We start from the raw sequence: 24,281 nt of genomic DNA on the forward strand, positions 1-24,281 counted from the left end.
ATGCAATCTAAGCAAATAAATCAAGCGGTGTCTGCACCTTATGAGGGTCGCGCCAGCAATTGCTCAACCCAGTGCGGCACAGTTTCTGACGCTTTGCCGAGGATATATGTGTCAAATCCCGAGGCCCCAAGCGTCGGCTCCAGATTAATCTCTAGGGTTTGTGCGCCCGCGGCTTGTGCCTCGTGCACAAACGCTGCAGCCGGATAGACCTGACCTGAGGTGCCGATGGCGGCGAAAAGCGACGCGCTGGCCAGATGGTCGTAAATCTCATCCATGTGGTACGGCATCTCTCCGAACCAGACCACATCGGGACGGGCCGTTGGCTGGTTGCAGGATGGGCAGGGCTCACCCACGGCCATCTCAGGTGGAGCGATCCAGCGATGCCCACAGGCCGAACACAACGCACCTGCCAGTGTCCCGTGCATGTGAATGACATTTCGCGCGCCACCAGCTTCGTGCAGGCTGTCGACGTTCTGAGTGACGATCACCACTTCTCCGGGCCAGTCCCGTTGCAGACGTGCCAGTGCTTTGTGAGCGGCATTCGGTTCTACGCCCGCCGCCTGAGTGCGACGCGCATTGTAAAATCCCTGCACCAAGGCCGGGTTGCGGGCAAATCCTTCGGGTGTGGCCACATCCTCAATCCGGTGCTGCGCCCATAGCCCGCCCTCATCGCGAAAGGTGCTGAGCCCGCTTTCGGCGGAAATTCCAGCTCCGGTCAGAATGACGATCTTTTCCATGTCCCCTCCACACGCTACAGCTTTGCCATGTCACACCGTATCCTCTTTGTCTGCCTCGGCAACATTTGCCGGTCCCCCGCGGCCGAGGGCGTCTTTCGCTCTCGCGCGCCGCATCATTCAATCGACAGTGCCGGAACAATGGGTTGGCACGCGGGTAAACCGCCCTATGGCCCGATGCAGGCCGCCGCCGAAGCCAGGGGCTATGACCTCAGCGACCTGCGTGCCCGTCAGTTCACGGCGGCCGATTTCGAACGTTTCGATCTGATCATCGGCATGGATGCAAACAACATGGCGGATATCGAAGATCTGCGCCCTGCAGGCAATAACACGCCTGTGCGCCTGCTGACCGACTTTGCCCATGAAACCCAGTCTGATCATGTGCCTGACCCCTATTATACGCGGGATTTCGATGGTGCGCTGGATCTGATCGAAACAGCAGTGGCCGGACTGGCCTCTCATCTGGAGCGCTAGCCGCCGATCACCTTCAACTGACCGTTCAGCCAGGGCAGTTTGTTCAGAGCCGGTTCGATGATCTGGTTTTGCATCAGCCGGCGTGTCATTCCCGCGACCTCTTGCGGCACCTGATCCGACCAATCGGTGCGGGCCAAAAGCGATATCGTGCGAGAGAAATCTCCGAACGGGGCAGGGTGGGCCTCTAAGCCATCATGGAACCGCGCCGCGCGCATGAAACCCAACGGTGTCGTGATCGCCCAGCCCAGGCCACGCGCGACCATGGCCATCAGCGCCATATGCGACCCAATTTCAAACCGTTCCTCGAACTCCTGCGCCTCGCGCGCCATATGCACTTCGATCTGGCGACTGATCAGTTGCTCGCGGGCATAGCGTAGAAATGGTAAACCGTCTTGCACCGCCGCCACGCCGCCAGATCCCTTCGGGGCCACCAGAATGAATGGATCGCGCACCAGAGGATATTCGACCACACCCTCTAACACTTCGCCGCTATGGGCGGTGACAGCCATATGAAGCCGTTGTTCGGCCAGTGCCTCGAACAGATCCAGGCTGGACAGGGTGATCAGTTTGAAATTCGACCGCGTCAGGCTGTCAGCCAGCAGCGTGGCCAACCGTGGGGTCAGATCGTTGTCGAAATCGTCGATCAACCCAATGGAAAGCGTGGTCAGGTGCCCCAGTTCCATGACCGACAGCTCGCTTTGTGCCATCTGCAACTCGGCCAAAACAGCCTCGGCCCGTTCCAGAAAACTACGCCCGGCTTGCGTCAGTCGCATCGGGCGTCGTCCGTGATCGACCAGATCGGTGCCCAGCGCCTTTTCCAGATTGCGCAATTGCTGAGAAACGGATGGCTGGCTAAGCCCGGTGATCTCGGCAGCCTGCGCTACCGATCCCGTCCGCGCCAAAGCCTCGAACACCTCAAGGCCCCGCAGGGTCAGCCCTTTCATCACCATCGCACACACCTTTCGCTGCGCCTTTTCTGGGGCGCAGCTTGCATCAGGTCAAGGATTTGCGGTGCGTTAGCTGCAGATCGCCTGCGCCATCTGGCCAAAGTTCTGATACCGATCCCACAACGCATCATCACGCGCGGTCTTCGACATCTTCAATTCTTGCGCCTGATGGGGGTCTTCGAACCATTTCGAGACGGTCTTCTGGTCACTGCGCGTCAGTGCCTGATCTGCCACGCGCTGAATGCAACTGCACCGATCCCGTGTGGCCGCCGCCCGATCCGACGCCAAGCAGGCGCGCTTGATCTGCGCGGCCTCAACCTGCGGAGCGATGGCCGTCATCGATGCGGCACAGAATGCGATTAAGAGGAACTGTTTCATGCTCATGCCTCGTTTTTGCCTGCACTGAGGGATCTTGTGCCCCTCTCGGTCTGCGCGGGAGTATGAATCAAAGTGGTTAACGGATCAATCATACGTTGCGAAAAAGTGATTGCACGAGTCGGAAACGCCTAGCCCGCAGGGCGGGCTTCAACCCGGCATTCATCTGAAAGAGTGTAACCCGCACCCATCGCGACATAGCTTGATTGCTGGACTATTGGCTATACGGTTGCTCCAACACTCAAGTTTATGAACGCGGAAGTTTGAATGAAACTAAAAGCAACAGGACTATTCTTAATCGCGACTTTGATGTTTGTGTTCGGCATGGCAGAGCAAAGCGCTGCTCAAGATCGATCAGACGACCTGGATAGACCTGTCAGAGTGCTCATTTCAGGCATCTCCGGTCAACTCGCCACTGAAGTAACCGGTGGGGATTTCAATCAGAAGATCGACTTCAACTATCCTTCAAAACAACTTTCTGATTTTGACCTTATGGTAATTTTTACCGACCATTTTTTTGAGGCTCTCGATGAAGAAATCGTAAGGGCGCTCGGATTTGTCGAAAGCGACTTTCAAAGTAATGATGAAGACAATTTTCTAACCGTATTGACGGCGGAGTTTGAGGGGGATGAAACACCATTCCCAATCCTCGTGATTGACCGGCGCCACTTCTATGCTCGGGATCGAACTTGCCATGTTCCTTTGCTTAGGGACCTAATTTTGAAAGCTGATTGGCGTGGCGTTCTTGATCGCGAGCGGGACTATAAGCTGGCTTCAGATTGCGGGAATTCATCGTAGACTAAAGCAATTGTCAAACGGCTTGCCGAGGTGAACAAGTCGAAGGACGTTGTATAGTATCGTCGGCGCACTCAATCCACCTTGACCAACCCACGATTCCTCTACATATCCCCAACCCATGACAGACCTCGCTCATATCCGCAATTTCTCCATCGTCGCGCATATCGACCATGGCAAATCCACCCTTGCTGACCGGCTCATCCAAGAGACCGGAACCGTCAAGGACCGCGACATGAAAGAACAGCTGCTCGACAGCATGGATATCGAGCGCGAACGCGGCATCACCATCAAGGCCAACACGGTCCGCATCGACTATACCGCCGACAACGGCGAGCACTATGTGCTGAACCTGATCGACACCCCCGGCCACGTGGACTTTGCCTATGAGGTCAGCCGGTCTATGCGCGCGGTCGAAGGCTCGCTGCTGGTTGTGGACTCGACCCAAGGGGTCGAAGCGCAGACGCTAGCCAACGTGTATCAGGCCATTGATGCCGATCATGAAATCGTACCGGTGCTGAACAAGATCGACCTGCCTGCCTCCGACTGCGACCGCGTGGCCGAACAGATCGAGGATGTGATCGGCATCGACGCGACTGATGCCATTCAGGTCAGCGCCAAAACGGGGCAGGGCATTCACGAAACGCTGGAAGCCATTGTGCAGCAACTTCCTGCGCCGGAGGGCAATCTGGATGCGCCGCTCAAGGCGATGCTGGTGGATTCGTGGTACGACGCGTATCTCGGCGTGATAGTTCTGGTCCGTATCATGGACGGCACGTTGAAAAAGGGTATGCGGGTCAAGTTCATGTCGAACAACACCCTGCACCATGTCGACCGCGTGGGCGTTTTCCGGCCTGAGATGGAGATGGTGGACTCGTTGGGCCCTGGTGAAATTGGCTTCCTGACCGCATCCATCAAACAGGTCCGCGACACCCGCGTCGGTGACACGATCACCAATGACCGCAACGGGACCGAAGACGCGCTGGACGGCTTCAAACCCGCGCAGCCGGTGGTGTTCTGTGGCCTCTTCCCCGTGGACTCGGCCGAATTTGAAGACCTGCGGGATGCGATCGACAAGCTGGCCCTGAACGACGCCAGCTTCAGCTTTGAAATGGAAACCTCAGCCGCGCTGGGCTTTGGCTTCCGCTGCGGCTTCCTCGGTCTTCTGCACCTTGAGGTCATCCGCGACCGCATCGAACGCGAATATGATATCGAGCTCATCACCACCGCGCCGTCGGTGATCTATCACGTCTACATGAAAGACGGCGAGATGATCGAGCTGCACAACCCCGCCGACATGCCCGACCCGTCGAAGGTCGACCATATCGAGGAACCGCGCATCAAGGCGACTATCCTTGTGCCCGACGAATATCTGGGCGATGTGCTGAAACTGTGTCAGGACCGACGCGGCATCCAGCTGGACCTGACCTATGCGGGCAGCCGTGCCATGGTCGTCTATGACCTGCCGCTGAACGAGGTTGTCTTTGATTTCTACGACCGCCTGAAATCGGTGACCAAGGGCTATGCCTCGTTCGACTACCAGATGACCGGCTATACCGAGGATAACCTGGTCAAGATGTCGGTGCTGGTGAATGACGAACCGGTTGACGCGCTGTCGACCATGGTTCACCGCGACCGGGCCGAGATGCGGGGCCGGGCGATGTGCGAAAAGCTCAAGGACCTGATCCCGCGCCACATGTTCAAAATCCCGATTCAGGCTGCCATCGGAGGCAAGGTCATCGCCCGCGAGACCCTCTCGGCCCTGCGCAAGGACGTGACCGCGAAGTGCTACGGAGGCGACGCCACGCGGAAACGCAAACTGTTGGACAAGCAGAAGGCGGGTAAGAAAAAGATGCGCCAGTTCGGGAAGGTGGATATCCCGCAGGAGGCGTTTATTAGCGCACTTAAAATGGATTCTTAATTCATTTTAAGTGCGAGTGCGCGAAAGCGTTTGGCAAAGCTAAACGCGTGCGGCACCCGGTGCAGTTTGAGAGAAACTGGACAGCTAAGGCCGTCCATTTTAAGTGACGGTGAGCGGAAGCGTTTCGCGCTGCCGATCGGGTGTTGAATTAGAAATTTCTAGGTCTTGATTAAATCAAACTTCAGTTAGCGCTGATTGTTGCCTCAACAGATTTTTGTAGGCCGCTTAAAACAGCCTTTCCTAAATCTAAGTTCAACGGATCAAAGCTGATGCTAAACTCGCGCATCTCTCCTGGATGCAGTGTCCGATGAGCTATAGCTTTTAGGTTGTCATTCTCTTTTTTCAGGACACATATGGTAGCCCGAATAGGATCAAAATCTCTTAACTCTGATTTGTAGTTTCTCACTGGACCTATCACCTCATCCGCCAAAATAGGCGATATTTGCCACGGGAGGATATCGAGGCTTTGTCCATTTCTTCGAATGCCGAATAAAAAAGATTCGCTTTCCACTCTCCGGCTTCCTGAATAGGCGGTAAGTTTGTTGTGGATTTCTAGGCCTCTTGTCGGATCCTCTGGGAGTATCACCGCCAAATTCACCCATGAGGGTATTTTGGACCACATACCCAGAGGCTTGTCGTAAAAGTAGCACTGAAAGTAACCGCCCCATGAGAGATTTGAGGCGTCATGCCCCAATTCAAATATTTGCCAAGAGGTTAGCGCGCCGTAGAGCCCTAGTATTAGCTCTTCTGCGGAAGCCCCGTTACCACGCGTGAATTCTTCAGGATTTATGCTCGAATCCCATTGCCGGAGAATTTGGCTCAGCGATTCCGCACCACTTCCCATGATATGGCAAATGCCAAAGTTTCGCGTTTCTAAGGCCCGATATTCACTATCTGGGCTACAGGTGTGAATTTTATCCTGATTAATATGTGCAGCAATCATGCTTATGCGTGTGTCTAGATCAGGAGATTGTCTTAAGGGCGATGAGTTGAATTCCTCAACAATACGCCCCGCAAATTCTAAGGGACGCTCATATTTCGGCCTGTTCTCGAACGCTTTTGGGAATTCTCGTATGAACTCCGATACGCCGTGCGCAGATCCTGCAAACGAAGAAATTGTATCTTGATCAATTCTGTAGGTTTTAGAGAAAAGTTGAGCTTTTTGGTTCAGATCATAGGTTCCGGTTAAACCAAAATTTTCAGGTCTTAATTTTGGTGCTTCGGCATCACGCCCGATCGCAAGGCAGTCGGAAATTACCACGGGCGTATTCATCGGGCTGGCATACAAACAAACGGTCATTCGTCTCTCAAATCCTTATTTTCGCGATCATATTTCGAGATTTTGAGGCCTGCAACTTCCGATTGGTCTATGGTAATTCCGCCCGGCGGCCCCGCTGGGCCGCGCCGACCCGCCCCCATCTAGCGGCGCGTTTGCGCCTCCCCTCGGGGCGGTCGCGGCCCTCAACTCTGATGAACAACCGTTGCAAACGCATAGGGCGGGTTTGTGGGTGTGACTAACCTCACAGCCCCAACCGCACCCTCCTGCTAAGCTTGACCTAACGGCAACCTCGGCAGGAGGCCCCTGTGTCCACATCCATGATCCCCCTCATCGCCCTTGGGTCGGCGGGTCTCTATTCCGTGGCCATGATCTCGATGAAGTTCTGGTGGAAGATCCCCGGTGTTGGCCTGACCCTACTGATCGTCGCGACATTGCTGGCCGCCGCAACGCTGGAACTCGCCGCGCTGCGTGAGGAGCGGTTGGGCATCATCTATACTGGCATTCTGGGGGCCGAGGTCATTCTGATCGCCATCGCCTCATTCTTTTTGTTTGGCGAGAATTTCTCAAACCGGGAAGTTGCGGGGATCGCTCTGGTTCTGATCGGCACAGCGCTGGCTTGGGCCTGACGCACTCTGTTCGCTCAGACCAAATACCTTATCTGCGCGGTACCAGATGCAGCCATTGCATCGGAAACCCGCGCCCTTCCGAGATGATCGGCCATTTGAAATCATCCCCCAGCTTGAGGACTTTATCCATCTCTGACGTGTCGCGGACGCTGCCATCCACATAAGTGATCTGGAAATACTGACCGCAAAAATCTTCGATGGCCCTCAGCTTGGCGGGGCCGTTCTCGACCATCTGAGGATGCAGTTCGATCAGGAATTCCGACTGGCGATACTGGGTCAGGAAGTCTTCGGTCAGCAGGCTGAATTCCACGCCTTCGATGTCGATCAGAAAGAAAATGTCACCGGGGTCGGGGGCGACACTTGCGATATTCTCGGCGGTGTTATCCAGCGCGTCGCCGAATACGGTCACGCGGTCACCGACACCGTTATGCTCGGCCGTCTCGCGGATGACCTCGCGGCCCTTTGCCGATACTTCAAAACACACGCTTTTCTCGAAGTTACCGGTCGAGACAAGGCCAACGCCCCAAAAGCCGTCGGCCGCGCCGATATCCACCAGCACGGGCTTGTTCGAGTTGCTCAGAATGCCAAGGTTCTGCTGTTCATATAGGCCAAAGATCTTTGTGGCGGTATCAGAATGCCCGCCCCAAAAGGCGTTTTCGGTAAAACGAAAGCCTTTCATCGGCCCGCACAGCACCTCAGAGCCGCTTTGTTCCAGCACAAACTGCGAAAACTCGCTTCGGAAGCGTCGGACAGCGCTTTTGAAGGCGCGATGGTGTCTTTTGGGAAAGTGCATTTGTACCTATTCGCGTTTCTGTCCGTCGGGCGGGTGTATCGCACCCAGTCTTTAAGTTGCGTTGACTGCTGTGGGAAGGAAAAAGGCGCACCATCAGCACGTTCCGGTCGCTTCAAGCGCCGGGCAACCTGAACGGTGTGTGAAGTTTACTTTAGGTAAGTTGTAACCGCTTCGCGCTCTCCCAATCTGTTGGGCACACAGAAGGAGAGAGCCCATGACCAGATACATGACTGCCGGAGCAGCTGCTTTGGCCACGACACTCACCCTTGGAACAGCCGCGATGGCTGAAACAACGCCCGACCTGCGCGGTACGTGGTTGGGGTCTTACACGACCGTCCAGCCGAGCCATTACTACAAAGGCGACGAGCCTCGGTTCAACCAGGCGGAATGGATGCTTGATGTGCAGATTCAGGAGGACAATGTCTTCTGGGGTCCCAGCAAGTGGCGGCGCGATGGCGACACCGAATGGAATGAGTACGAGGCAACCGGAACCATCAGTCTGGATGGCTCTGGCGCCATCGGCATTGTTGAAACCTCACCGCTGGTGATTGGCGCCAATGCGTTGATCGATGCGCGGTATGAAGACGGCAAGATCTATGCGGATTTCCGTAGCCTGCGAAACGGAACGACTTACAGCACCGTTCTGGAACGTCAGGTGAACTGAAGCGGTTCCGGCCCGGTCGGACCGTAGGGGGTATAGACCGCCGCCCGCCGCCTATGCGGCAGAGTGGCCGGTCGTCGTCCGGGTCGGACCGCTTCTCAGTATTGAAGCCATTGTCTTTTCCAAGGGGAGGAGACCGGGTGGCGATGTCACTGTGTGCTACAGGATTCAAAGCGTTCCGGTTGGAATGCGCTGTCCCAAGACCGGGGCCAGTTGGGTCTCGCACGTAGTGAATCTTCGCCATCCGGTTCTTGATGAATTACCGACAAGAGTTTTTCACGCCCTATTTCAGCTGGGGGCCAAGCACTGCCGTGGGTAACGAGGTGACCTAATAAAGAGCTGTTCAGGTCGTCGATTCGACGGATTTGGTGCCTGAGAGTTGATCAAACCCAGTGGTTCTCACCGAAACGGCCGAGTTTCCGCCTTTGCACCCGCAGCATTTCATGGAAAAGTGGCACATAATCGACGGCTACCTGAACATCCGATCAACTCAGCGCGGTGTCGTGCTTTCTCGGATTATCCACAGAAATGTCCCGCCGGATATCAACATTTTATCCCCGTCTATTTTTCATGCTGCAGTGCTATTTTCTTGCCGGGCGAGGACCGGAATGTAACAGTCTGATCACTGCCTAGGGTCCTCGGAACCGACGGTGGTAAGCAAAGGTCCAGAGGTTTGAGGGTTTGAGAGGGTCTTGGGATTTTCTTAGAGCTTCAAAGACTTACCGTTAAGGTCAGTTGTGGGCAGGCATCGCGCTTGTTTCAGTTGACTGTCCTCTTTGATGGCCGATGCATGCTGCGCGACTCTTTGGGGTCAAAGCAGTTGTCACGGCCCCTCAGTGGGCTGAGGCAAAAGGATCGGGGCACCCCTTGGGGCGCATCGACCCGGTAAGGCGTCAGGCGTATCCGAAAGGGTACTCGCAAAGACAACGTCTGCGCACCTGACGCCTTTTCCTTTGCCGGTTTACGGTTTTATACAGGCTACCACTCACCCCCAGCTGAACGGGAACGGGGCTCTTTCGCGCGTGCAAAAGAGCCCCGATGTGGTTCTGGAAAATAAAGCCAAGAGGCTGCGCCTCGGCAATGTGGGTATTGGGATCGGGCGCAGCAATCCGTCTACTTGGTTTGAAGACGAACGCACTGCGCAAGTTCGGAAAACCTTACAGGTTTTCCTGCACGTCTGTCGCAGCGTCCTGGATGGCGTCCCCAGCCTTTTCAATATCTTTCCCAGCGCCTTTTGCAGTTTCGCAGGCTGTCAGGGCAAACAGGCTCAGGCCAATCAAAATAACACGGATCATTGTCGTCTCCTTGGTGCTCGATGGAGGTTCGGTAGCAGCTTTCCGCCAATGAAACCAGTCGTTAAGAAGCACCCTCACCACAAAACAACTCATAGATCACTTCCAACATCCGTTTTGGACGATTGTCCGCCAAACGATAATAGATCGCTTTACCTTCCCGTCTTGGGATGACCAGACCTTCCAATCGAAGGCGCGACAATTGCTGAGACACCGCGGCTTGCCTTGCGGACAAAAGCTCTTCCAATTCTGTCACAGATTTCTCACCCGATACCAGGTGGCACAAGATCATCAAGCGCCCTTCATGGCTGATCGCTTTAAGAAAATTCGACGCACGTGTCGCGTTGCCGACCATGCGGTCAAAGTCTTCTTGGGACATGTCTTGTGACAGTTGGGGAAGTGCCATTGTTCTATTTCCTTGCTAACCCATCAAGTGGGTCACGTTATTACATCACAACGAACCTTTGCCGCGTTGCATCCACTTACATGTTTCGGTCATTTTGCTCTATATGTATAAATCAAAATACCGTGATGAGTGAAAGGGAAACAGAAGCCACCTTTCCCCCCTACCGCGACCAAAGGGCGCCGGCTGCGTTCCACCATTCGTTTTTGAATGTGAAGACCGGGTGCTGCCTTGCGCGTATTTGATCACAGTACACATTCCTGCGTCGTTCTCACTTGCCCCCCTTGCAGCCCCCCCGAGCCGATACTAAGACTCGGGTAATACTTGTTGGGGTAGTGTCCCGATCCATAGCAAAGCAGGCAGGTTCAGAATGTTCGATCCCGTAGATACCTACATGAATACGCTCGTTCCCATGGTCGTGGAGCAGACCAGCCGGGGCGAACGCGCTTACGATATTTTCTCGCGTCTGCTGAAAGAGCGGATCATCTTTATAAACGGCCCAATTCACGATGGTATGAGCCATTTGGTCGTTGCGCAGCTGTTGCACCTTGAGGCCGAGAATCCGAACAAGGAAATCTCGATCTATATCAATTCGCCTGGTGGTGTGGTGACCAGCGGTTTGTCGATTTACGATACAATGCAGTATATCAAGCCGAAATGTTCCACATTGGTGATCGGTCAGGCGGCATCGATGGGATCGGTTCTGCTGGCTGGTGGTGAGAAAGGGATGCGGTTTTCGCTGCCCAATAGCCGGATCATGGTACACCAGCCCAGCGGTGGCTATCAGGGCCAGGCAAGCGATATCATGATCCATGCGGCCGAAACGCAAAAGCTGAAGGATCGCTTGTATGACATTTACGTGCGTCATACCGGGCAGACCAAAAAGGCGGTTGAAAAGGCGCTGGACCGTGACAACTTCATGAGCCCGGAAGAAGCGAAAGACTGGGGCCACATCGATGAAATCGTCGAAAACCGTGCAAAAATGGACACGGAAGAGGCCTAAGGCCAGTGCTCCGCGCCATCGGCGCGGGGGTCATTTTGAGATTGTAGCCGCCAGAGTGCTGGCCTAAGCTGCACAAACAGGCGTAAGCGCATCCCTGCTGGGGTGCAGGGACGAGGCCCGAAAGGTAGATCATGGCGACGAATTCAGGCGGCGACGGGAAGAACACGCTCTACTGCAGTTTCTGTGGTAAAAGCCAGCATGAGGTGCGAAAACTGATCGCGGGCCCGACCGTGTTCATCTGCGATGAATGCGTCGAACTATGCATGGACATCATCCGTGAAGAGACCAAGGCCAGCGGGCTGAAGTCGTCTGATGGTGTGCCCACGCCCAAAGACATATGCGAGGTTCTGGACGACTATGTAATCGGGCAGGCAACCGCTAAGCGCGTTCTGTCCGTTGCGGTTCACAACCATTACAAACGTCTGAACCATGCTCAGAAAGCCGGCAGCGACATTGAACTGGCGAAGTCCAATATCCTGCTGATTGGCCCAACAGGGTGCGGTAAGACCCTTCTGGCGCAGACACTGGCCCGTATTCTGGACGTGCCATTCACCATGGCTGATGCAACGACGCTGACCGAAGCGGGCTATGTGGGCGAAGATGTCGAAAACATCATCCTCAAGCTGCTTCAGGCCAGCGAATACAACGTCGAACGCGCGCAGCGCGGCATCGTCTATATCGACGAGGTCGACAAGATCACGCGCAAGTCTGAGAACCCGTCGATAACACGGGACGTTTCGGGCGAGGGCGTGCAGCAAGCCTTGCTGAAACTGATGGAAGGCACCGTGGCCAGCGTTCCTCCGCAAGGCGGACGTAAGCATCCGCAGCAGGAATTTCTACAGGTGGATACCACCAACATTCTGTTCATCTGCGGTGGTGCCTTTGCCGGTCTGGACAAGATCATCGCGCAGCGCGGCAAAGGTTCGGCCATGGGTTTTGGTGCCGACGTGCGTGACAATGACGACCGCGGCGTCGGTGAGATTTTCAAAGATCTTGAGCCGGAAGATCTGCTGAAATTCGGCTTGATCCCCGAGTTTGTGGGACGATTGCCGGTTCTGGCAACGTTGGAAGATCTGGACGAAGACGCATTGGTAACGATCCTGACCAAGCCCAAGAACGCTTTGGTCAAGCAGTATCAGCGCTTGTTCGAATTGGAAGATGTCGAACTCGACTTCACGGATGATGCGCTGAAATCTATCGCCAAGAAAGCGATTGAGCGCAAAACCGGTGCACGCGGCTTGCGGTCGATCCTGGAAGACATTCTGCTGGATACCATGTTCGAACTGCCGGGCATGAAGAACGTCAGTGAAGTTGTCGTGAACGAAGAGGCGGTATCGTCCGAGTCACAACCACTGTTCATCTACGCTGACGCGGCGCCGGAATCGGCATCAGCAGGTTAGAAGCAATTCACGGGTGTTGGATTTGACAAGACAGTAGGGGGTTCTGCCCCCGCTGCCGTTTTACCAGTGTCCCCGAGACAGTTGCGGCCCGAGAACTGGCGATTGCCTTTTTTCGTTTGTAGCAGTGGTCTTTGGCTTGCGATCAACGAAGAGGAAGCGGCATGGCGATTCAGCGGATCTCATCCGGTGGTGAATTCGAAGCAAAAGTTGGGTATTGCCGTGCGGTTGTCGCGGACGGCTGGGTTCACGTGGCCGGAACGGTTGGGCAGGGTGAAGATATTGTTGCGCAGTGCCGTTCCGCGCTGAGCATCATTGAAACTGCTCTGCAAAAGGCAGGTGCAGGATTCGAGGATGTGGTTCGGGTGACATACATGTTGCCGGATCGCACAGAGTTTGAACCGTGCTGGCCGATCTTGGCAGAGACCTTCGGCGCAAATCCTCCGGCAGCGACCATGATCGAATGTGGGCTGATCGATCCTAAATACAGGATCGAGATCGAAGTGACCGCGTTTCTGCCGGAGTGACGCATGCGGCCCCAGGGGCACTGGACCTTGGCGAGCCTTTGGTCCATACCTTTTCTCGACCGAAATGCCGGAGGCACCCGATGGGAATCCTGAATAGTCTTTTGCGAGCCGTAACCTGGTGGAACGGATCCACTTTGAACACGCAGATTTACACCTCGCGAAAAGGCGTCAAAGTCGGCGAAGACAATGAAGGCAATGTGTTTTATCGCACAGCGGACGACAGCAAACGCTGGGTAATCTTCAACGGTGAGGCTGAAGCCAGCCGAGTTGATCCTGAATGGCACGGTTGGTTGCATCGCACCTGGGATGAACCTCCGACGGACAAGCCTTTGCCGCATAAATCCTGGGAAAAGCCGCATCAGGAAAACCTGACCGGCACTGCTATGGCTTATGCGCCTGCAGGTTCGCTGCGTCGGGCCGAGCCGGTAGAACGCAAGGATTATGAGGCCTGGAGCCCAGAATAAGCGAGGCGAACATGTCGAGCCATAATTGGACCGAAGTATTTGTCGGTGGCGTCGTGTTGGCCGGCGCTCTGGCATTTGGCGTTTACGCCAGCCAATCGACGGGCTTGTCGCAAGGCGCGGCCGGGTACGAACTTGGTGCGTCTTTCAGGTCGCTGGAAGGGGTCGGTGTTGGCACGGATGTCCGTCTTGCAGGCGTCAAGATTGGAACGGTAACCGGTGTGACGCTGAACGCGGATACCTATCGTGCAGACACGACGTTCACCATTGCCGATGGCATCCTAGTGCCGGATGACAGCGCCATTGTGATCTCGTCCGAGGGGCTGCTGGGTGGCAATTTCGTCGAGGTTATGCCCGGTGGGTCACCATTCTATTTCGAGCCCGGAGACGAGATCGAAGATACACAGGGCGCGGTCAGCCTGATCTCTCTGCTGGTCAAGTTTGTGGCCGGAGATGGCAGCGAATGATCCGCGCTGCTTTGATTGCCCTTCTTATGGTCGGGACTAGTGCTGTTGCTCAGCAAAAGGTCCAGTCCGGTCCGGGGGCCATGCTGCGCGGGCTGGACAAAGTCAGCGGTCAGACCGTCGATGTTGAAATGCGAAGCGGTGAGACCGAAGCTGTGTTCGGCTTGGATGTTGCGTTGGGGGATTGCCGCTATCCGGTTGACAACCCGACGGGTGACGCGTTTGCCTATCTGACGATTTGGGAAACGGGGAAAGCTGATCAGTTGTTTGACGGCTGGATGATTGCGACATCCCCAGCCCTAAATGCGTTGGACCATGCGCGTTATGATGTCTGGGTGATCCGCTGTATTACACCCGCTGTGGACTGATCGATTGAAGCTGTGAAATCGGCGCTGAGATTCAGAGCCTCCTCGAGTTCTCTTTTGTAAGCGCTGCGCGGGATTTCGATAGCACCAAGGGACGCCAGATGCGCAGTCAGAAACTGCGTATCGAACAGGTGGAATCCGGTTTGTCGCAGGCGGTCCACAAGATAGGCAAGGGCGATTTTCGACGCATCGGTGCGGCGTGAGAACATGCTTTCCCCGAAGAATGCAGCCCCCAAGGTTACACCATAGACACCGCCCACAAGTGCGGCTCCGTCCCAGACTTCGAGAGAATGGGCATAGCCTGTTTGATGCAATTGGCGGTACAGATCGTGCAGTTCTGCGTTGATCCAGGTATCGGCCCGATCGGCACAGCCATCCACGACGCCTGAAAAGTCCTGATTTATCGTGATATCGAACCCGCAATTGCGGATGCGGCGTGAAAGGCTACGGGAGACATGGAACCCGTCCAACGGAAACACGCCGCGAAATTTTGGATCGACCCAGAACAGCTCGGGGTCATCGCGGTGTTCTGCCATCGGGAAAATGCCGATGGAGTACCCGTGCAGCAAAAGTTCAGCGGATAGGCTCATTTTGGGTAAGAGGGAACCGGAAGGCGTGCGCCATCCGGTTCTTGGAGGTTACTATTCCATATTCTCCGCAAGCCAGCGCTCCAGCCAGTGGATGTTGTAGTCGCCGCTGTGCAGGTCGGGCTCCTGTAGCAGGGCATGGAACAGAGGCACTGTGGTATCGATGCCGTCCACGATCAACTCTCCCAATGCGCGTTCCAGCCGCGCCAGCGCTTCGGCCCGGTCTCGGCCCTGAACGATCAGCTTAGCAATCAGCGAGTCATAGTAGGGCGGGATTGAATATCCGTCATAAAGCGCTGAATCCATCCGCACGCCCAGACCACCCGGCGCGTGATACGCGGTGATCTTGCCCGGGCAAGGTGAAAAGTTCGGCAGCTTTTCCGCGTTGATCCTAACCTCAATCGCGTGGCCGTTGATTTCCAGATCATCTTGCCCAAATGACATCGGCTCGCCTGCGGCCACGCGGATTTGCTCGCGCACCAGATCGACGCCAAAGATACCTTCGGTTACCGGATGCTCCACCTGAAGGCGGGTGTTCATTTCGATGAAATAGAACTCGCCATTCTCATAGAGGAACTCGATGGTGCCCGCGCCGATATAGTTGATCTTGGCCACGGCGTCGGCACAGATCTTGCCGATCCTGGCCCGTTCTTCGGGGGTGATGCAGGGGCCGGGGGCCTCTTCAAACACTTTCTGGTGCCGGCGCTGCAACGAGCAGTCGCGTTCACCCAAATGCACCGCTTTACCCTTGCCGTCGCCGAAGACCTGAATTTCGATATGGCGCGGCGTGGTCAGGTATTTCTCGATATAGACCTCGTCATTGCCAAAGGCGGCTTTGCCTTCTGCACGCGCGGTCATAAAGGCGCTTTCCATTTCATCCGCATTCATCGCGACCTTCATGCCGCGGCCGCCGCCACCGGCGGTGGCCTTGATGATGACCGGATAGCCGAATTCCTCACCGATGCGCTTGGCGTCTTCCAATGTGGGTACGCCACCGTCAGATCCGGGCACGCAAGGCACGCCCAGTGCTTTCATCGTGTCCTTAGCGGTGATCTTGTCGCCCATCACGCGGATATGCTCGGCGGTGGGGCCGATAAACGTGATGTCGTGATCTTCGACAATCTGCACGAATTCGGCATTCTCGGACAAGAAGCCATAGCCGGGGTGTATGGCCTGTGCACCAGTGATCTCGCATGCCGAAATGATGGCAGGCACGGACAGATAACTTTGCGGGCTGGGCGGGGGACCAATGCAGACCGATTCGTCCGCCATGCGTACATGCATCGCGTCGCTGTCGGCGGTGGAATGGACGGCGACCGTCTTTATCCCCATCTCGCGGGCAGCGCGGATGACGCGCAGGGCGATCTCGCCTCGGTTGGCAATCAGGATCTTGTCGAACATGGGCCCGCCTTACTCGATGATGACCAAAGGAGTGCCGAATTCCACAGCGTCGCCATCACCGACCAGAATGCGTTTGATCGTGCCCGATTTTGGGGCGTGGATGTGGTTCATGGTTTTCATCGCTTCGACGATCAGCAGCGTGTCGCCTTCCGAGACCGCAGCGCCAACCGAGATAAATGCAGGCGCACCGGGTTCGGGTTGCATATAGACCGTTCCAACCATGGGTGAGGTCACAGCACCGGGATGGCTGGCCGGGTCTTCCTGCGCCGCTGGGGCTTCGGCAGCGGCAGGGGCGGCCGCAGGGGCGGCAACTGGAGCAGGGGCTGCGGCGGCGGGCACCGCGACCTGAACCGGAGCGGCAGCGGCCTGTGTCATACGGCTGACGCGCACGTTCAGGCTGTCTTCTTCGCCGTATTCGCGTTTGACCTGCAATTCGGTCAGGTCGTTTTCGCGCAGCAATTCAGCCAGAGCCTTGATGAATGCCACATCCGCTTCGTGTTTGGTATCTGTCATGAGTGTCCTCGACGGTTCCCCTTTGGCCCGTCTGTTTTTGCGGGCTCTGATCAAATTACGCAGCGTTATAGGCCAAGCAGCGGTGCATGAAAAGCGCCGACTCGCACCATCACGAACTGGTTTGCCGCTTAATTTAAAGGGCCGATTGACTTACAGGGGCATCCCAGACAGCTTCGCGACCAGTTCAGACAGCTTTCGTGCGCCAAATTTTTCAAGCAACCGGGCGCGATAGGCTTCGATCGTGCGATAGCTTAGCCCCAATTCTGCGCCGATTTCCTTGGCCGACAAACCGCGGCAGGACAAGATGGCCACTTCACGTTCACGCACCGTCAATTCAACCAAAGGTCGTTCCTCTGAGATATCCGAAAAACTCCAGATGCCGTGCCGAAATGGGTCATCGGGGGTCAGTGATCGACCGCGCGCGCGACACCAGAACAGATCGCCATCGCGCCGTCTCATGACGCGTTCGTCAGTGTAATAGCCGGTGTCGCGCATGACCTGCAGGCTGCGCTCTCCGATCCGTTCCCAATCGGCGACTGAAGGATAAAGGTGCAGCAGTGGCATGTTGCGATAGTCTGCTTCCTCGCCACCGAACGTGCGCGCGAATTGCAGATTGCAGCGCCGGATGATCCGGTTTTCAAGCTCTACAAGGCCGATGGGCGCATATTCGAAGGCTGGGTCGCTCATACGGGTATCGTGCCGGGAAACTGCGCAGAAGAGAAGGGGGGAAGGGCCTTATCGAGTGATAACGATCAGTCATCCTTGCGCGGTGACCACGCTGGCTTTGTCAAAATTGTAAATCAGGATTGAAAACTTTGAACTAAACCTCAGAAATATATAATATGTTTCGATAATAACTTTCGCGATCTCGGCTTAACCTTAGCCAGGAGGATGCAAGCATGCGTGATACTCTGACGGGAAGCCGTATCCGAGAGAGGCGGCAGATTGCCGGGCTCAGGCAAGCTGAATTGGCGCGGTTGGCTGGGATTTCGGCCTCTTACCTGAACTTGATCGAACATAATCGGCGTCGGATCGGGGGCAAGCTGCTGGTGGACATCGCAGCGGCCTTGTCGGTAGAGCCTTCGGTGCTGACAAAGGGGATCGAAGCCACATTGGTGTCGGCCCTGCGCGAAGCAGCGGATGATGCGGTTGGTCAGACCGCCGAGTTGGACGGTCTGGAAGAGTTCGCCGGGCGCTTTCCTGGCTGGGCCGGGGTGCTGGCACAGATGCATCGCCGTGTCGTCTCGTTGGAACGCAATGTCGAGATGCTGTCTGACCGACTGACCCATGATCCTCAGCTGGCTGCCTCGATGCACGAGGTCTTGTCAACAGCAGCAGCGATTCGATCTACGGCCGCGATTCTTGCAGACACCGAGGATATCGAGGCTGAATGGCGCGAACGGTTTCATAAGAACCTGCATCAGGATGCCGAACGATTGGCAGGCAGTTCCAAGGCGTTGGTGACGTTTCTGGATGAAAGCGATACAGCGGTCGACCCGCGCGGTGTACCTTTGGAAGAGGTCGAAGCGTTCTTTCAGGCGCGTGATTACACTTTCCCGGAATTGGAGGGTCGAGGTGAGGCTGATATCATTGACCTGAGTGACCTTAACACTGCGGCAGCCCGAGCCGTCGCACGTGATATGTTGGAAACACTGAGCGCTGACGCACAAGCCATGCCAATGGATGCGGTTGCCTCGTTTATCCAAGACGCTGGCCCAGATCCGATTAACCTTGCGCGCCACTTTTCTGTGGACATGGCAACGGTCCTTAGACGCTTGGCATGTTTGCCCGAAAGTGTTGTGTCTGGCCCGATCGGCTTGGTGCTGTGCGACGCGTCCGGCAGCATCTTGTTCCTCAAGCCGGTTCCGGGATTTGCCATGCCAAGACATGGCGAGGCTTGCCCCCTTTGGCCAGTTTTTACTGCTTTGAATCGCCCCCTGGTGCCGGTGCGCAAGCGCGTTGTGCAGACCGGACGGGCCTCGGCCACGTTTGAGTGTTTCGCGTATGCCTGGCCGCATTCTGTGGCCGGGTACGATCAAGATCCAGCTTATCGATCTGTCATGTTGGTGCGCCCCGAGCCGGAAACGGCTTTCGAACCAGCAGTTACCGAGGTTGGACCTAATTGTCGGGTCTGCCCACGCAATGATTGCACAGCACGCCGCGAGCCGTCGATTTTGAGCGAAGGTTTTTGACACTTTCCTGACAGAACGCTTAATCTGGCTACGACCGGCCAAGGGATGGGCGACCGGTCTTGGGAGGAACTGAAAAAATGAGCCGTAAGGTTCTGTTGATCGAGGACGAGCCGAATATCGCCGAGGCAATCCGGTTCTTGCTGACCCGCGAGGGATGGCAGGTCGAGATTCACGGCGACGGTGCCGACGCGCTTCAGGTAATTCAGGGCGCACAGCCTGATCTGGTCATTCTGGATGTCATGCTGCCGGGCAAAAGCGGCATGGATATTCTGCGTGATCTGAGAGAGATGGAAGAGCTGTCCGGTCTTCCTGTACTTATGCTGACGGCGCGCGGACAGTCGCGCGACCGGGAAATGGCGGAAAATGCAGGCGTCAGCCGATTTATGACGAAACCCTTTTCCAACGCCGAAGTGCTGACGGCTGTGCGTGATCTTCATGCGCAGGCGACGCGACTATAATGTCAGACGAGAGTAACAAAGATCAGCCGCCGGGCGCACGACCTTCGGTTTTTCTGGAACGTCAAAGCTATCGCCGTCGCAGGTTGACAGACGCTGCCCGACTGCTGCCATTTCTTGGGGCTCTCTTGTTCGCACTACCGCTTCTGTGGCCAGATCGCTCCAACGGGGATGCCGCAGTGCCACTGTCATCGGCAATCTTCTACGTCTTCGTTTGCTGGGGCGCACTAATCGTGATCGGTCTGATCTTTGGCTTTGCTGCCCGCCGCATACCCACGCCCGAGGATCAAGACACAGGGGTTGAATGATGACCACTGTGAACGTTCTGATTCTCGTTTGTTTGGGCTATGTCGTATTTCTGTTTGCTGTAGCCTTCGCAGCAGATCGCATGGCTGCGGCTGGGCGTGGGAAATGGCTGCGCTCTCCACTGATCTATACGCTGTCTCTGTCGATCTATTGCACCGCTTGGACGTTCTACGGTGCTGTGGGCAACGCTGCGCGGTCGGGGTTAGAGTTTGTCACCATCTACCTTGGTCCCACGCTGGTTATGGTCAGCTGGTGGTGGGGGCTGCGTAAACTTGTGCGTGTGGGGCGCAGTCAAAGGGTGACTTCGATCGCGGACCTGCTGTCGTCGCGCTATGGCAAGTCAAACACGCTGGCGGTCTGCGTCACCATTCTGGCGGTGCTGGGCGGAACGCCATATATCGCGCTGCAATTACAATCGATTACGCTGTCTTTCTCGATCTTTGCCGAGGCCGACCCGTCGGGCCTGTATCGCGAAGGCTCGAGCGTGTTTTGGGTTGCGGCTGGCTTGGCCGTGTTTGCCATTCTCTTTGGCACACGCAATCTGGACGTAAATGAACGCCATCACGGGGTGGTCACGGCGATTGCGGTCGAAGCCGTCGTCAAACTGTTTGCACTCATCGCAGTCGGCGTTTTTGTCGTTTGGGGCATTGCCGGTGGTATCGCACCCATGATGGAGCGGATCGATGCGTCGGAAATTGGGCAGTGGAACGTCGACGCCGGGCGTTGGACGACCTTCATTTTTTTGTCTGCTGCAGCCTTTATCTGCTTGCCGCGCATGTTCCAGGTGATGGTGGTCGAGAATGACGACGAAAGCCATCTGAGAACCGCAGCCTGGGCTTTCCCGCTCTATCTTCTATTGATGAGCTTGTTTGTCGTCCCGATTGCCGTCGTGGGCCTGGACCTGCTGCCCGAAGGCGCCAATCCAGATTTGTTCGTTCTGACTGTGCCCCTGTCACAGGGTAACGATTGGCTGGCGATGCTGTCCTTTATCGGTGGATTTTCATCTGCGACATCAATGGTAATCGTGACTGCTATGGCGCTATCGACCATGGTTTCAAACCATGTCGTCATGCCCATCTGGCTGAACACACAGGAAGGCACGGGCTCAGTCTCGGGCGATGTTCGCAATATCGTTCTGATGGCCCGCCGCGTGTCTATCGCCGTTGTTATGGCGCTCGGCTATTTCTATTATCGGGCGTCGGGCGGAGGAGCCGCGCTGGCCTCGATCGGTTTGATCGCCTTTGCCGGAATTTCTCAGATCTTGCCTGCTTTGGTTGGTGGTCTGTTTTGGCGCGGGGCCACACGAACCGGTGCACTTGTCGGGCTGACGGTTGGGTTTCTTCTGTGGATTTACACCTTGCTGCTGCCTGGAATGGGCGGCGCATCAATGCCCGATGGCGTGCTGCAGAACGGGTTGTTCGGAATCGGCTGGCTGCGTCCACAGGCCCTGTTTGGGATTGAGGGGATAGATCCGATCGTCCATTCCGTAATGTGGTCGCTGTTGCTGAACACAATCGCGTTCTGTGTGGCCTCTTTGCTCAGTTTTCCCAGCCCGCTTGAGCGGTTGCAGGGGGCGCAATTTGTCAACGTGTTCGATCATTCGGTCGCTCCGCGCGGCTGGTCGGGCTCGGTCGCGCAAAGCGAAGACCTGATGATCATGACCCAGCGCATTCTGGGCACCGGTCCCGCGCAGGAGTTCTTTCAGGCCGAAGCCGAGAAGCAGGGAGGGCGGTCGCAACTGCCGGAACCTACCCCCGGATTTCTCAGCCGTTTGGAACGCGAATTGAGCGGGTCCGTTGGGACGGCCACGGCCCATGCCATGATCGGCCAGATCGTGGGCGGCTCGTCAGTTTCGGTCGAAGATCTGCTGGCTGTGGCGGATGAATCCGCTCAATTGCTGGAATACTCCAGCCAGCTTGAGGTGAAGTCATCCGAGCTTAGCCGAACGGCGCGGCAACTGCGCGAGGCTAATTCCAAACTTACACAGGTGTCGGCGCAAAAGGACAACTTCCTTAGTCAGGTCAGTCATGAATTGCGGACGCCCATGACCTCGATCCGGGCGTTTTCTGAAATCATGCGTGACACTGAAGGTCTGAGCCGTGAGGAACAAACCCGATACGCCACAATCATCCACGATGAGGCGCTGCGATTGACCCGCCTGCTGGACGATCTGCTGGATCTGAGTGTTCTGGAAAACGGTCAGGTCAACCTCAACATCAGTGATGACAGTTTGCGTTCGGTTCTGGATCGTGCCGTGTCCAGCGCATTGGCCGGAGCAGGCCGCAAGATAACTGTACGGCGCGCACGAGCTGCTGAGCGGATTGGCTTGCACACGGATTTAGACAGGCTGGGTCAGGTGTTCATAAACCTGATCTCAAACGCACAGAAATACTGCGATGCTGTCGAGCCCGTTCTGACAATTTCAGCATACGATGTTGGCGGGCGGGTTATCATCGATTTCATCGACAATGGCAGTGGCATTCCACCCGGCGCGCGTTCGATGGTATTCGAGAAATTTGCGCGCGTTGGCGTCGACAAGGCCGGCGGGGCAGGGCTGGGTCTGGCCATCTGCCGCGAGATCATGCAGCGACTTGGGGGTGAGATCACCTATCTGCCGGGACAGGGCGGAGCGGCGTTTCGAGTGAGCTTGCCTTTGGCTCATCGGCAAGCTGCTCAGTGATGCGGTCATAAAGAACTTTGTAACGTTCGGCGATGTAAACCTATTACCAGTTGCTGGAACAATTGGTGATCGGCGTCATGTCAGAAACCGTCAATGCCGCCTTGGCGCGAAAACTGACCGTTGGTCAGAAAGATCTGGGTGACCGTCCGCGCTCGGTTCTGCGGGCGCTGCGTCTGGGGTTTGCGCGGGCCGCAAACGACCGCGTGAATTTATCGCTTGCAGTAATAGGGGCTAAGCAATCCAGCCGGTCTGCAGAGGATCTGGTCGAAGCGATTGGTCCGGATTGGCTGTTGCTGGTGTTTGACGGGCCTGGGGGGCGTTTGGCGGCTTGCCTTGACCCGCATCTAGTGTCCGCCATCGTTCAAACCCAAACGATCGGAGAAGTCTTGCAGGACGATCCGGCTCCTCGCGCATTTACAGACACGGACGCCGCCATGTCTTCGCCTCTGATCGAAGCTGCTCTGACCCGATCCGCCGGTCTGATTGACCCGACAGCAGAGCAGGTTTGCCTTGATGGTCATGAGTATGCATCGCGCGCTGCGAGCCTTCGGGAACTGTCGCTGGCTCTGACAGATGAAGCATATCGGGTCTTTGATCTGACTGTCGATTTGGCCAATGGGATACGGCAAGGGCATATCTCGGTCTTTGTGCCAGAATCCCCAATCGTGTCTGACATAGCTGATGAGGCATCGGATCATTCAGGTCCGCGACTTGAGCATTCCTCGGGTGTGGTGAAGGCCGATTTGAACGCGGCTTTGTGTCGGATGACCGTGCCGTTGTCTATGCTGACCGCTATGCAAATTGGCGACATCCTACCCCTGCGTGGGGCGCGTTTGGACCGAACCGAGATCCTGACGATCGAACGCACGCGGGCAGGTGTTGGTCGCTTGGGCCAGTGCGGAGGGTTGCGAGCAGTACGCTTGAACGAACATGCTGCGCTACCAGCGTTAAGCGGAACTGAAGCCCAGGAGTTTATTGAAAGCCGCGGAGGGATTCACCCGCAGGACAGTTTGGACGATCCAATGGCCAACATGGTAGAAATCACACCCCCGGTGCCCATGACGGACTTTGAGGGGAGCCTTTCAGAAGATCTGATCCTGGACAACTCTGATCGGATGGTGGCCGAAATCTCTCAACTGGCCGGGCTGAATACACCCGAACCAGAGAATGGCAGCTCGTAACGCAGAGTGTTTAACCCGTTTTGGTGCGAAGACTGTCCAAAGCAGGGCGCAAATTTTCCAACTGATACCCTGCATTCGTCGTTGCGTTCAGGATTTCATCTGTACTCATTTGGTCGCATTGCCCCAAAGCCCAAACAACGGAACATCGCGTGCCTGACGCACAGTAGGCCAAGACCGGTCCGCCGCATCTCTCTGCCATCTCACGTTGCAGTTTCACGTTCTCGGGTGTCATCGTCTGATGCGTCAGCTCCAGCACCTCATATTCCATGCCTGCAGCGCGTACTGCATCGCCGATTGCATCGGATTGCATCACGGGCGGGACCTCGACATTGGGGCGGTTGCAGATCACCTTCACAAAGCCGGCAGCGGCTATTGCTGGCACATCTTCAACAGTGATCTGCGGCGATACGGCATAGCGGGGGGTGATGGGTCGAATCTCCATGCCAATT

At 56.2% G+C, this 24,281-nt stretch carries 28 protein-coding genes; 16 read left to right on the forward strand and 12 right to left on the reverse strand.

Features of this window, described 5'->3' with window-relative positions; translation table 11 throughout:
* Positions 1 to 38 precede the first annotated feature (38 nt).
* Positions 39 to 737 (reverse strand): NAD-dependent deacylase, encoded by a 699-nt coding sequence (locus ACXADZ_RS05135; protein WP_475193257.1) that lies wholly within the window; start codon positions 735 to 737, stop codon positions 39 to 41.
* 27 nt (positions 738 to 764) lie between these two features.
* On the opposite strand from ACXADZ_RS05135, the gene ACXADZ_RS05140 reads away from it, so the two are divergent.
* Positions 765 to 1,208 (forward strand): low molecular weight protein-tyrosine-phosphatase, encoded by a 444-nt coding sequence (locus ACXADZ_RS05140; RefSeq protein WP_475193261.1) that lies wholly within the window; start codon positions 765 to 767, stop codon positions 1,206 to 1,208.
* Here ACXADZ_RS05140 and ACXADZ_RS05145 read toward each other — a convergent pair.
* Positions 1,205 to 2,158 carry a LysR family transcriptional regulator gene (locus ACXADZ_RS05145; protein WP_475193265.1) on the reverse strand — a complete coding sequence of 318 codons (954 nt, stop codon included), beginning with the start codon at positions 2,156 to 2,158 and terminating at the stop codon, positions 1,205 to 1,207. The two genes, ACXADZ_RS05140 and ACXADZ_RS05145, sit on opposite strands and share 4 nt — an antisense overlap.
* Before the next feature lie 66 nt (positions 2,159 to 2,224).
* Entirely contained in the window at positions 2,225 to 2,533 is a 309-nt protein-coding gene (locus ACXADZ_RS05150) for a hypothetical protein (RefSeq protein ID WP_171647517.1), read from the reverse strand.
* Between the two features lie 264 nt (positions 2,534 to 2,797).
* Here ACXADZ_RS05150 and ACXADZ_RS05155 point away from each other — a divergent pair, with 264 nt between their 5' ends.
* Positions 2,798 to 3,328, forward strand: coding sequence for a hypothetical protein (locus ACXADZ_RS05155; protein WP_475193272.1), 531 nt, complete (start codon positions 2,798 to 2,800; stop codon positions 3,326 to 3,328).
* A 118-nt stretch (positions 3,329 to 3,446) separates the two neighbouring features.
* Positions 3,447 to 5,246 (forward strand): translation elongation factor 4, encoded by a 1,800-nt coding sequence (gene lepA, locus ACXADZ_RS05160; RefSeq protein ID WP_475193276.1) that lies wholly within the window; start codon positions 3,447 to 3,449, stop codon positions 5,244 to 5,246.
* Positions 5,247 to 5,427: 181 nt separating this feature from the next.
* On the opposite strand, the gene ACXADZ_RS05165 is transcribed toward lepA, so the two are convergent.
* A complete protein-coding gene (locus ACXADZ_RS05165; protein WP_475193281.1) occupies positions 5,428 to 6,546 on the reverse strand; it encodes a hypothetical protein in 1,119 nt (372 codons plus the stop codon).
* Between the two features lie 284 nt (positions 6,547 to 6,830).
* Here ACXADZ_RS05165 and ACXADZ_RS05170 point away from each other — a divergent pair, with 284 nt between their 5' ends.
* The gene (locus tag ACXADZ_RS05170) at positions 6,831 to 7,151 is read left to right on the forward strand and encodes a hypothetical protein (RefSeq protein ID WP_475193286.1); all 321 of its coding nucleotides are present in this window, start codon (positions 6,831 to 6,833) and stop codon (positions 7,149 to 7,151) included.
* Between the two features lie 28 nt (positions 7,152 to 7,179).
* On the opposite strand, the gene ACXADZ_RS05175 is transcribed toward ACXADZ_RS05170, so the two are convergent.
* Positions 7,180 to 7,830 carry a hypothetical protein gene (locus tag ACXADZ_RS05175; protein ID WP_475193289.1) on the reverse strand — a complete coding sequence of 217 codons (651 nt, stop codon included), beginning with the start codon at positions 7,828 to 7,830 and terminating at the stop codon, positions 7,180 to 7,182.
* A gap of 328 nt (positions 7,831 to 8,158) precedes the next feature.
* Between ACXADZ_RS05175 and ACXADZ_RS05180 the strand changes: the two genes are divergently transcribed.
* On the forward strand, positions 8,159 to 8,608 hold the full coding sequence (locus ACXADZ_RS05180; RefSeq protein WP_171094022.1) for a hypothetical protein: 450 nt from the start codon (positions 8,159 to 8,161) through the stop codon (positions 8,606 to 8,608).
* A gap of 1,154 nt (positions 8,609 to 9,762) precedes the next feature.
* Here ACXADZ_RS05180 and ACXADZ_RS05185 read toward each other — a convergent pair.
* Together ACXADZ_RS05185 and ACXADZ_RS05190 are read right to left on the reverse strand one after the other, a co-directional pair.
* On the reverse strand, positions 9,763 to 9,900 hold the full coding sequence (locus tag ACXADZ_RS05185; protein WP_171094020.1) for an entericidin A/B family lipoprotein: 138 nt from the start codon (positions 9,898 to 9,900) through the stop codon (positions 9,763 to 9,765).
* Between the two features lie 61 nt (positions 9,901 to 9,961).
* Positions 9,962 to 10,303: an ArsR/SmtB family transcription factor gene (locus ACXADZ_RS05190; RefSeq protein ID WP_171094018.1), complete on the reverse strand. Its 342-nt coding sequence runs from the start codon at positions 10,301 to 10,303 to the stop codon at positions 9,962 to 9,964.
* A gap of 367 nt (positions 10,304 to 10,670) precedes the next feature.
* Here ACXADZ_RS05190 and ACXADZ_RS05195 point away from each other — a divergent pair, with 367 nt between their 5' ends.
* From ACXADZ_RS05195 to ACXADZ_RS05220, 6 genes are all read left to right on the forward strand, one after another.
* Positions 10,671 to 11,303, forward strand: coding sequence for an ATP-dependent Clp protease proteolytic subunit (locus ACXADZ_RS05195; protein ID WP_170530866.1), 633 nt, complete (start codon positions 10,671 to 10,673; stop codon positions 11,301 to 11,303).
* 131 nt (positions 11,304 to 11,434) lie between these two features.
* Positions 11,435 to 12,703, forward strand: coding sequence for an ATP-dependent Clp protease ATP-binding subunit ClpX (clpX, locus tag ACXADZ_RS05200; RefSeq protein WP_171094016.1), 1,269 nt, complete (start codon positions 11,435 to 11,437; stop codon positions 12,701 to 12,703).
* A 161-nt stretch (positions 12,704 to 12,864) separates the two neighbouring features.
* Entirely contained in the window at positions 12,865 to 13,227 is a 363-nt protein-coding gene (locus ACXADZ_RS05205) for a RidA family protein (protein WP_475193302.1), read from the forward strand.
* A gap of 80 nt (positions 13,228 to 13,307) precedes the next feature.
* Complete coding sequence (locus ACXADZ_RS05210; protein ID WP_171094011.1) at positions 13,308 to 13,691, forward strand: NADH:ubiquinone oxidoreductase subunit NDUFA12; 384 nt, start codon at positions 13,308 to 13,310, stop codon at positions 13,689 to 13,691.
* An 11-nt stretch (positions 13,692 to 13,702) separates the two neighbouring features.
* The gene (gene mlaD, locus ACXADZ_RS05215) at positions 13,703 to 14,155 is read left to right on the forward strand and encodes an outer membrane lipid asymmetry maintenance protein MlaD (protein ID WP_171094008.1); all 453 of its coding nucleotides are present in this window, start codon (positions 13,703 to 13,705) and stop codon (positions 14,153 to 14,155) included.
* Positions 14,152 to 14,520 carry a DUF2155 domain-containing protein gene (locus ACXADZ_RS05220; protein ID WP_475193309.1) on the forward strand — a complete coding sequence of 123 codons (369 nt, stop codon included), beginning with the start codon at positions 14,152 to 14,154 and terminating at the stop codon, positions 14,518 to 14,520. Before mlaD ends, ACXADZ_RS05220 begins: the two co-directional genes overlap by 4 nt.
* Here ACXADZ_RS05220 and aat read toward each other — a convergent pair.
* From aat to ACXADZ_RS05240, 4 genes are all read right to left on the reverse strand, one after another.
* Positions 14,475 to 15,107, reverse strand: a complete 633-nt coding sequence (gene aat, locus ACXADZ_RS05225; protein WP_475193313.1) for a leucyl/phenylalanyl-tRNA--protein transferase — start codon at positions 15,105 to 15,107, stop codon at positions 14,475 to 14,477. The two genes, ACXADZ_RS05220 and aat, sit on opposite strands and share 46 nt — an antisense overlap.
* Before the next feature lie 51 nt (positions 15,108 to 15,158).
* The gene (gene accC / locus ACXADZ_RS05230; protein WP_171669215.1) at positions 15,159 to 16,505 is read right to left on the reverse strand and encodes an acetyl-CoA carboxylase biotin carboxylase subunit; all 1,347 of its coding nucleotides are present in this window, start codon (positions 16,503 to 16,505) and stop codon (positions 15,159 to 15,161) included.
* Positions 16,506 to 16,514: 9 nt separating this feature from the next.
* Positions 16,515 to 17,018, reverse strand: a complete 504-nt coding sequence (accB, locus tag ACXADZ_RS05235) for an acetyl-CoA carboxylase biotin carboxyl carrier protein (RefSeq protein WP_475193315.1) — start codon at positions 17,016 to 17,018, stop codon at positions 16,515 to 16,517.
* Positions 17,019 to 17,168: 150 nt separating this feature from the next.
* Entirely contained in the window at positions 17,169 to 17,705 is a 537-nt protein-coding gene (locus ACXADZ_RS05240) for a helix-turn-helix domain-containing protein (RefSeq protein ID WP_171093998.1), read from the reverse strand.
* A gap of 212 nt (positions 17,706 to 17,917) precedes the next feature.
* Between ACXADZ_RS05240 and ACXADZ_RS05245 the strand changes: the two genes are divergently transcribed.
* The 5 genes from ACXADZ_RS05245 (at position 17,918) to ACXADZ_RS05265 (ending at position 23,832) form a co-directional block, all read left to right on the forward strand.
* Entirely contained in the window at positions 17,918 to 19,210 is a 1,293-nt protein-coding gene (locus ACXADZ_RS05245; RefSeq protein ID WP_171669213.1) for a helix-turn-helix domain-containing protein, read from the forward strand.
* A gap of 77 nt (positions 19,211 to 19,287) precedes the next feature.
* On the forward strand, positions 19,288 to 19,668 hold the full coding sequence (locus tag ACXADZ_RS05250; protein WP_171093994.1) for a response regulator transcription factor: 381 nt from the start codon (positions 19,288 to 19,290) through the stop codon (positions 19,666 to 19,668).
* Positions 19,668 to 19,973, forward strand: a complete 306-nt coding sequence (locus ACXADZ_RS05255) for a hypothetical protein (RefSeq protein WP_475193326.1) — start codon at positions 19,668 to 19,670, stop codon at positions 19,971 to 19,973. The genes ACXADZ_RS05250 and ACXADZ_RS05255 overlap by 1 nt, the downstream gene beginning before the upstream one ends.
* Positions 19,973 to 22,651, forward strand: coding sequence for an ATP-binding protein (locus ACXADZ_RS05260; protein WP_475193330.1), 2,679 nt, complete (start codon positions 19,973 to 19,975; stop codon positions 22,649 to 22,651). The genes ACXADZ_RS05255 and ACXADZ_RS05260 overlap by 1 nt, the downstream gene beginning before the upstream one ends.
* 77 nt (positions 22,652 to 22,728) lie before the next feature.
* Positions 22,729 to 23,832 carry a FliM/FliN family flagellar motor C-terminal domain-containing protein gene (locus ACXADZ_RS05265; RefSeq protein ID WP_475193333.1) on the forward strand — a complete coding sequence of 368 codons (1,104 nt, stop codon included), beginning with the start codon at positions 22,729 to 22,731 and terminating at the stop codon, positions 23,830 to 23,832.
* Between the two features lie 10 nt (positions 23,833 to 23,842).
* Here the strand turns inward: ACXADZ_RS05265 and ACXADZ_RS05270 are convergent, their stop codons facing one another.
* Positions 23,843 to 24,274, reverse strand: a complete 432-nt coding sequence (locus ACXADZ_RS05270) for a protein tyrosine phosphatase family protein (RefSeq protein WP_171669210.1) — start codon at positions 24,272 to 24,274, stop codon at positions 23,843 to 23,845.
* Positions 24,275 to 24,281: the final 7 nt, after the last annotated feature.

This window comes from Ruegeria sp. ABM4_193 (assembly GCF_056158705.1).

Coding starts and splice junctions, on each gene's coding strand:
- ACXADZ_RS05240 (WP_171093998.1), bottom strand. CDS start 17,705: ATGAGCGACCCAGCCTTCGAATATGCGCCCATCGGCCTTGTAGAGCTT.
- ACXADZ_RS05210 (WP_171094011.1), top strand. CDS start 13,308: ATGGGAATCCTGAATAGTCTTTTGCGAGCCGTAACCTGGTGGAACGGA.
- ACXADZ_RS05180 (WP_171094022.1), top strand. CDS start 8,159: ATGACCAGATACATGACTGCCGGAGCAGCTGCTTTGGCCACGACACTC.
- ACXADZ_RS05155 (WP_475193272.1), top strand. CDS start 2,798: ATGAAACTAAAAGCAACAGGACTATTCTTAATCGCGACTTTGATGTTT.
- ACXADZ_RS05150 (WP_171647517.1), bottom strand. CDS start 2,533: ATGAAACAGTTCCTCTTAATCGCATTCTGTGCCGCATCGATGACGGCC.
- ACXADZ_RS05135 (WP_475193257.1), bottom strand. CDS start 737: ATGGAAAAGATCGTCATTCTGACCGGAGCTGGAATTTCCGCCGAAAGC.
- ACXADZ_RS05270 (WP_171669210.1), bottom strand. CDS start 24,274: ATGGAGATTCGACCCATCACCCCCCGCTATGCCGTATCGCCGCAGATC.
- ACXADZ_RS05195 (WP_170530866.1), top strand. CDS start 10,671: ATGTTCGATCCCGTAGATACCTACATGAATACGCTCGTTCCCATGGTC.
- aat (WP_475193313.1), bottom strand. CDS start 15,107: ATGAGCCTATCCGCTGAACTTTTGCTGCACGGGTACTCCATCGGCATT.
- ACXADZ_RS05205 (WP_475193302.1), top strand. CDS start 12,865: ATGGCGATTCAGCGGATCTCATCCGGTGGTGAATTCGAAGCAAAAGTT.
- ACXADZ_RS05220 (WP_475193309.1), top strand. CDS start 14,152: ATGATCCGCGCTGCTTTGATTGCCCTTCTTATGGTCGGGACTAGTGCT.
- clpX (WP_171094016.1), top strand. CDS start 11,435: ATGGCGACGAATTCAGGCGGCGACGGGAAGAACACGCTCTACTGCAGT.
- accC (WP_171669215.1), bottom strand. CDS start 16,505: ATGTTCGACAAGATCCTGATTGCCAACCGAGGCGAGATCGCCCTGCGC.
- ACXADZ_RS05185 (WP_171094020.1), bottom strand. CDS start 9,900: ATGATCCGTGTTATTTTGATTGGCCTGAGCCTGTTTGCCCTGACAGCC.
- ACXADZ_RS05245 (WP_171669213.1), top strand. CDS start 17,918: ATGCGTGATACTCTGACGGGAAGCCGTATCCGAGAGAGGCGGCAGATT.
- ACXADZ_RS05250 (WP_171093994.1), top strand. CDS start 19,288: ATGAGCCGTAAGGTTCTGTTGATCGAGGACGAGCCGAATATCGCCGAG.
- ACXADZ_RS05145 (WP_475193265.1), bottom strand. CDS start 2,158: ATGGTGATGAAAGGGCTGACCCTGCGGGGCCTTGAGGTGTTCGAGGCT.
- ACXADZ_RS05265 (WP_475193333.1), top strand. CDS start 22,729: ATGTCAGAAACCGTCAATGCCGCCTTGGCGCGAAAACTGACCGTTGGT.
- ACXADZ_RS05255 (WP_475193326.1), top strand. CDS start 19,668: ATGTCAGACGAGAGTAACAAAGATCAGCCGCCGGGCGCACGACCTTCG.
- ACXADZ_RS05190 (WP_171094018.1), bottom strand. CDS start 10,303: ATGGCACTTCCCCAACTGTCACAAGACATGTCCCAAGAAGACTTTGAC.
- mlaD (WP_171094008.1), top strand. CDS start 13,703: ATGTCGAGCCATAATTGGACCGAAGTATTTGTCGGTGGCGTCGTGTTG.
- accB (WP_475193315.1), bottom strand. CDS start 17,018: ATGACAGATACCAAACACGAAGCGGATGTGGCATTCATCAAGGCTCTG.
- ACXADZ_RS05175 (WP_475193289.1), bottom strand. CDS start 7,830: ATGAAAGGCTTTCGTTTTACCGAAAACGCCTTTTGGGGCGGGCATTCT.
- ACXADZ_RS05260 (WP_475193330.1), top strand. CDS start 19,973: ATGACCACTGTGAACGTTCTGATTCTCGTTTGTTTGGGCTATGTCGTA.
- ACXADZ_RS05165 (WP_475193281.1), bottom strand. CDS start 6,546: ATGACCGTTTGTTTGTATGCCAGCCCGATGAATACGCCCGTGGTAATT.
- ACXADZ_RS05140 (WP_475193261.1), top strand. CDS start 765: ATGTCACACCGTATCCTCTTTGTCTGCCTCGGCAACATTTGCCGGTCC.
- lepA (WP_475193276.1), top strand. CDS start 3,447: ATGACAGACCTCGCTCATATCCGCAATTTCTCCATCGTCGCGCATATC.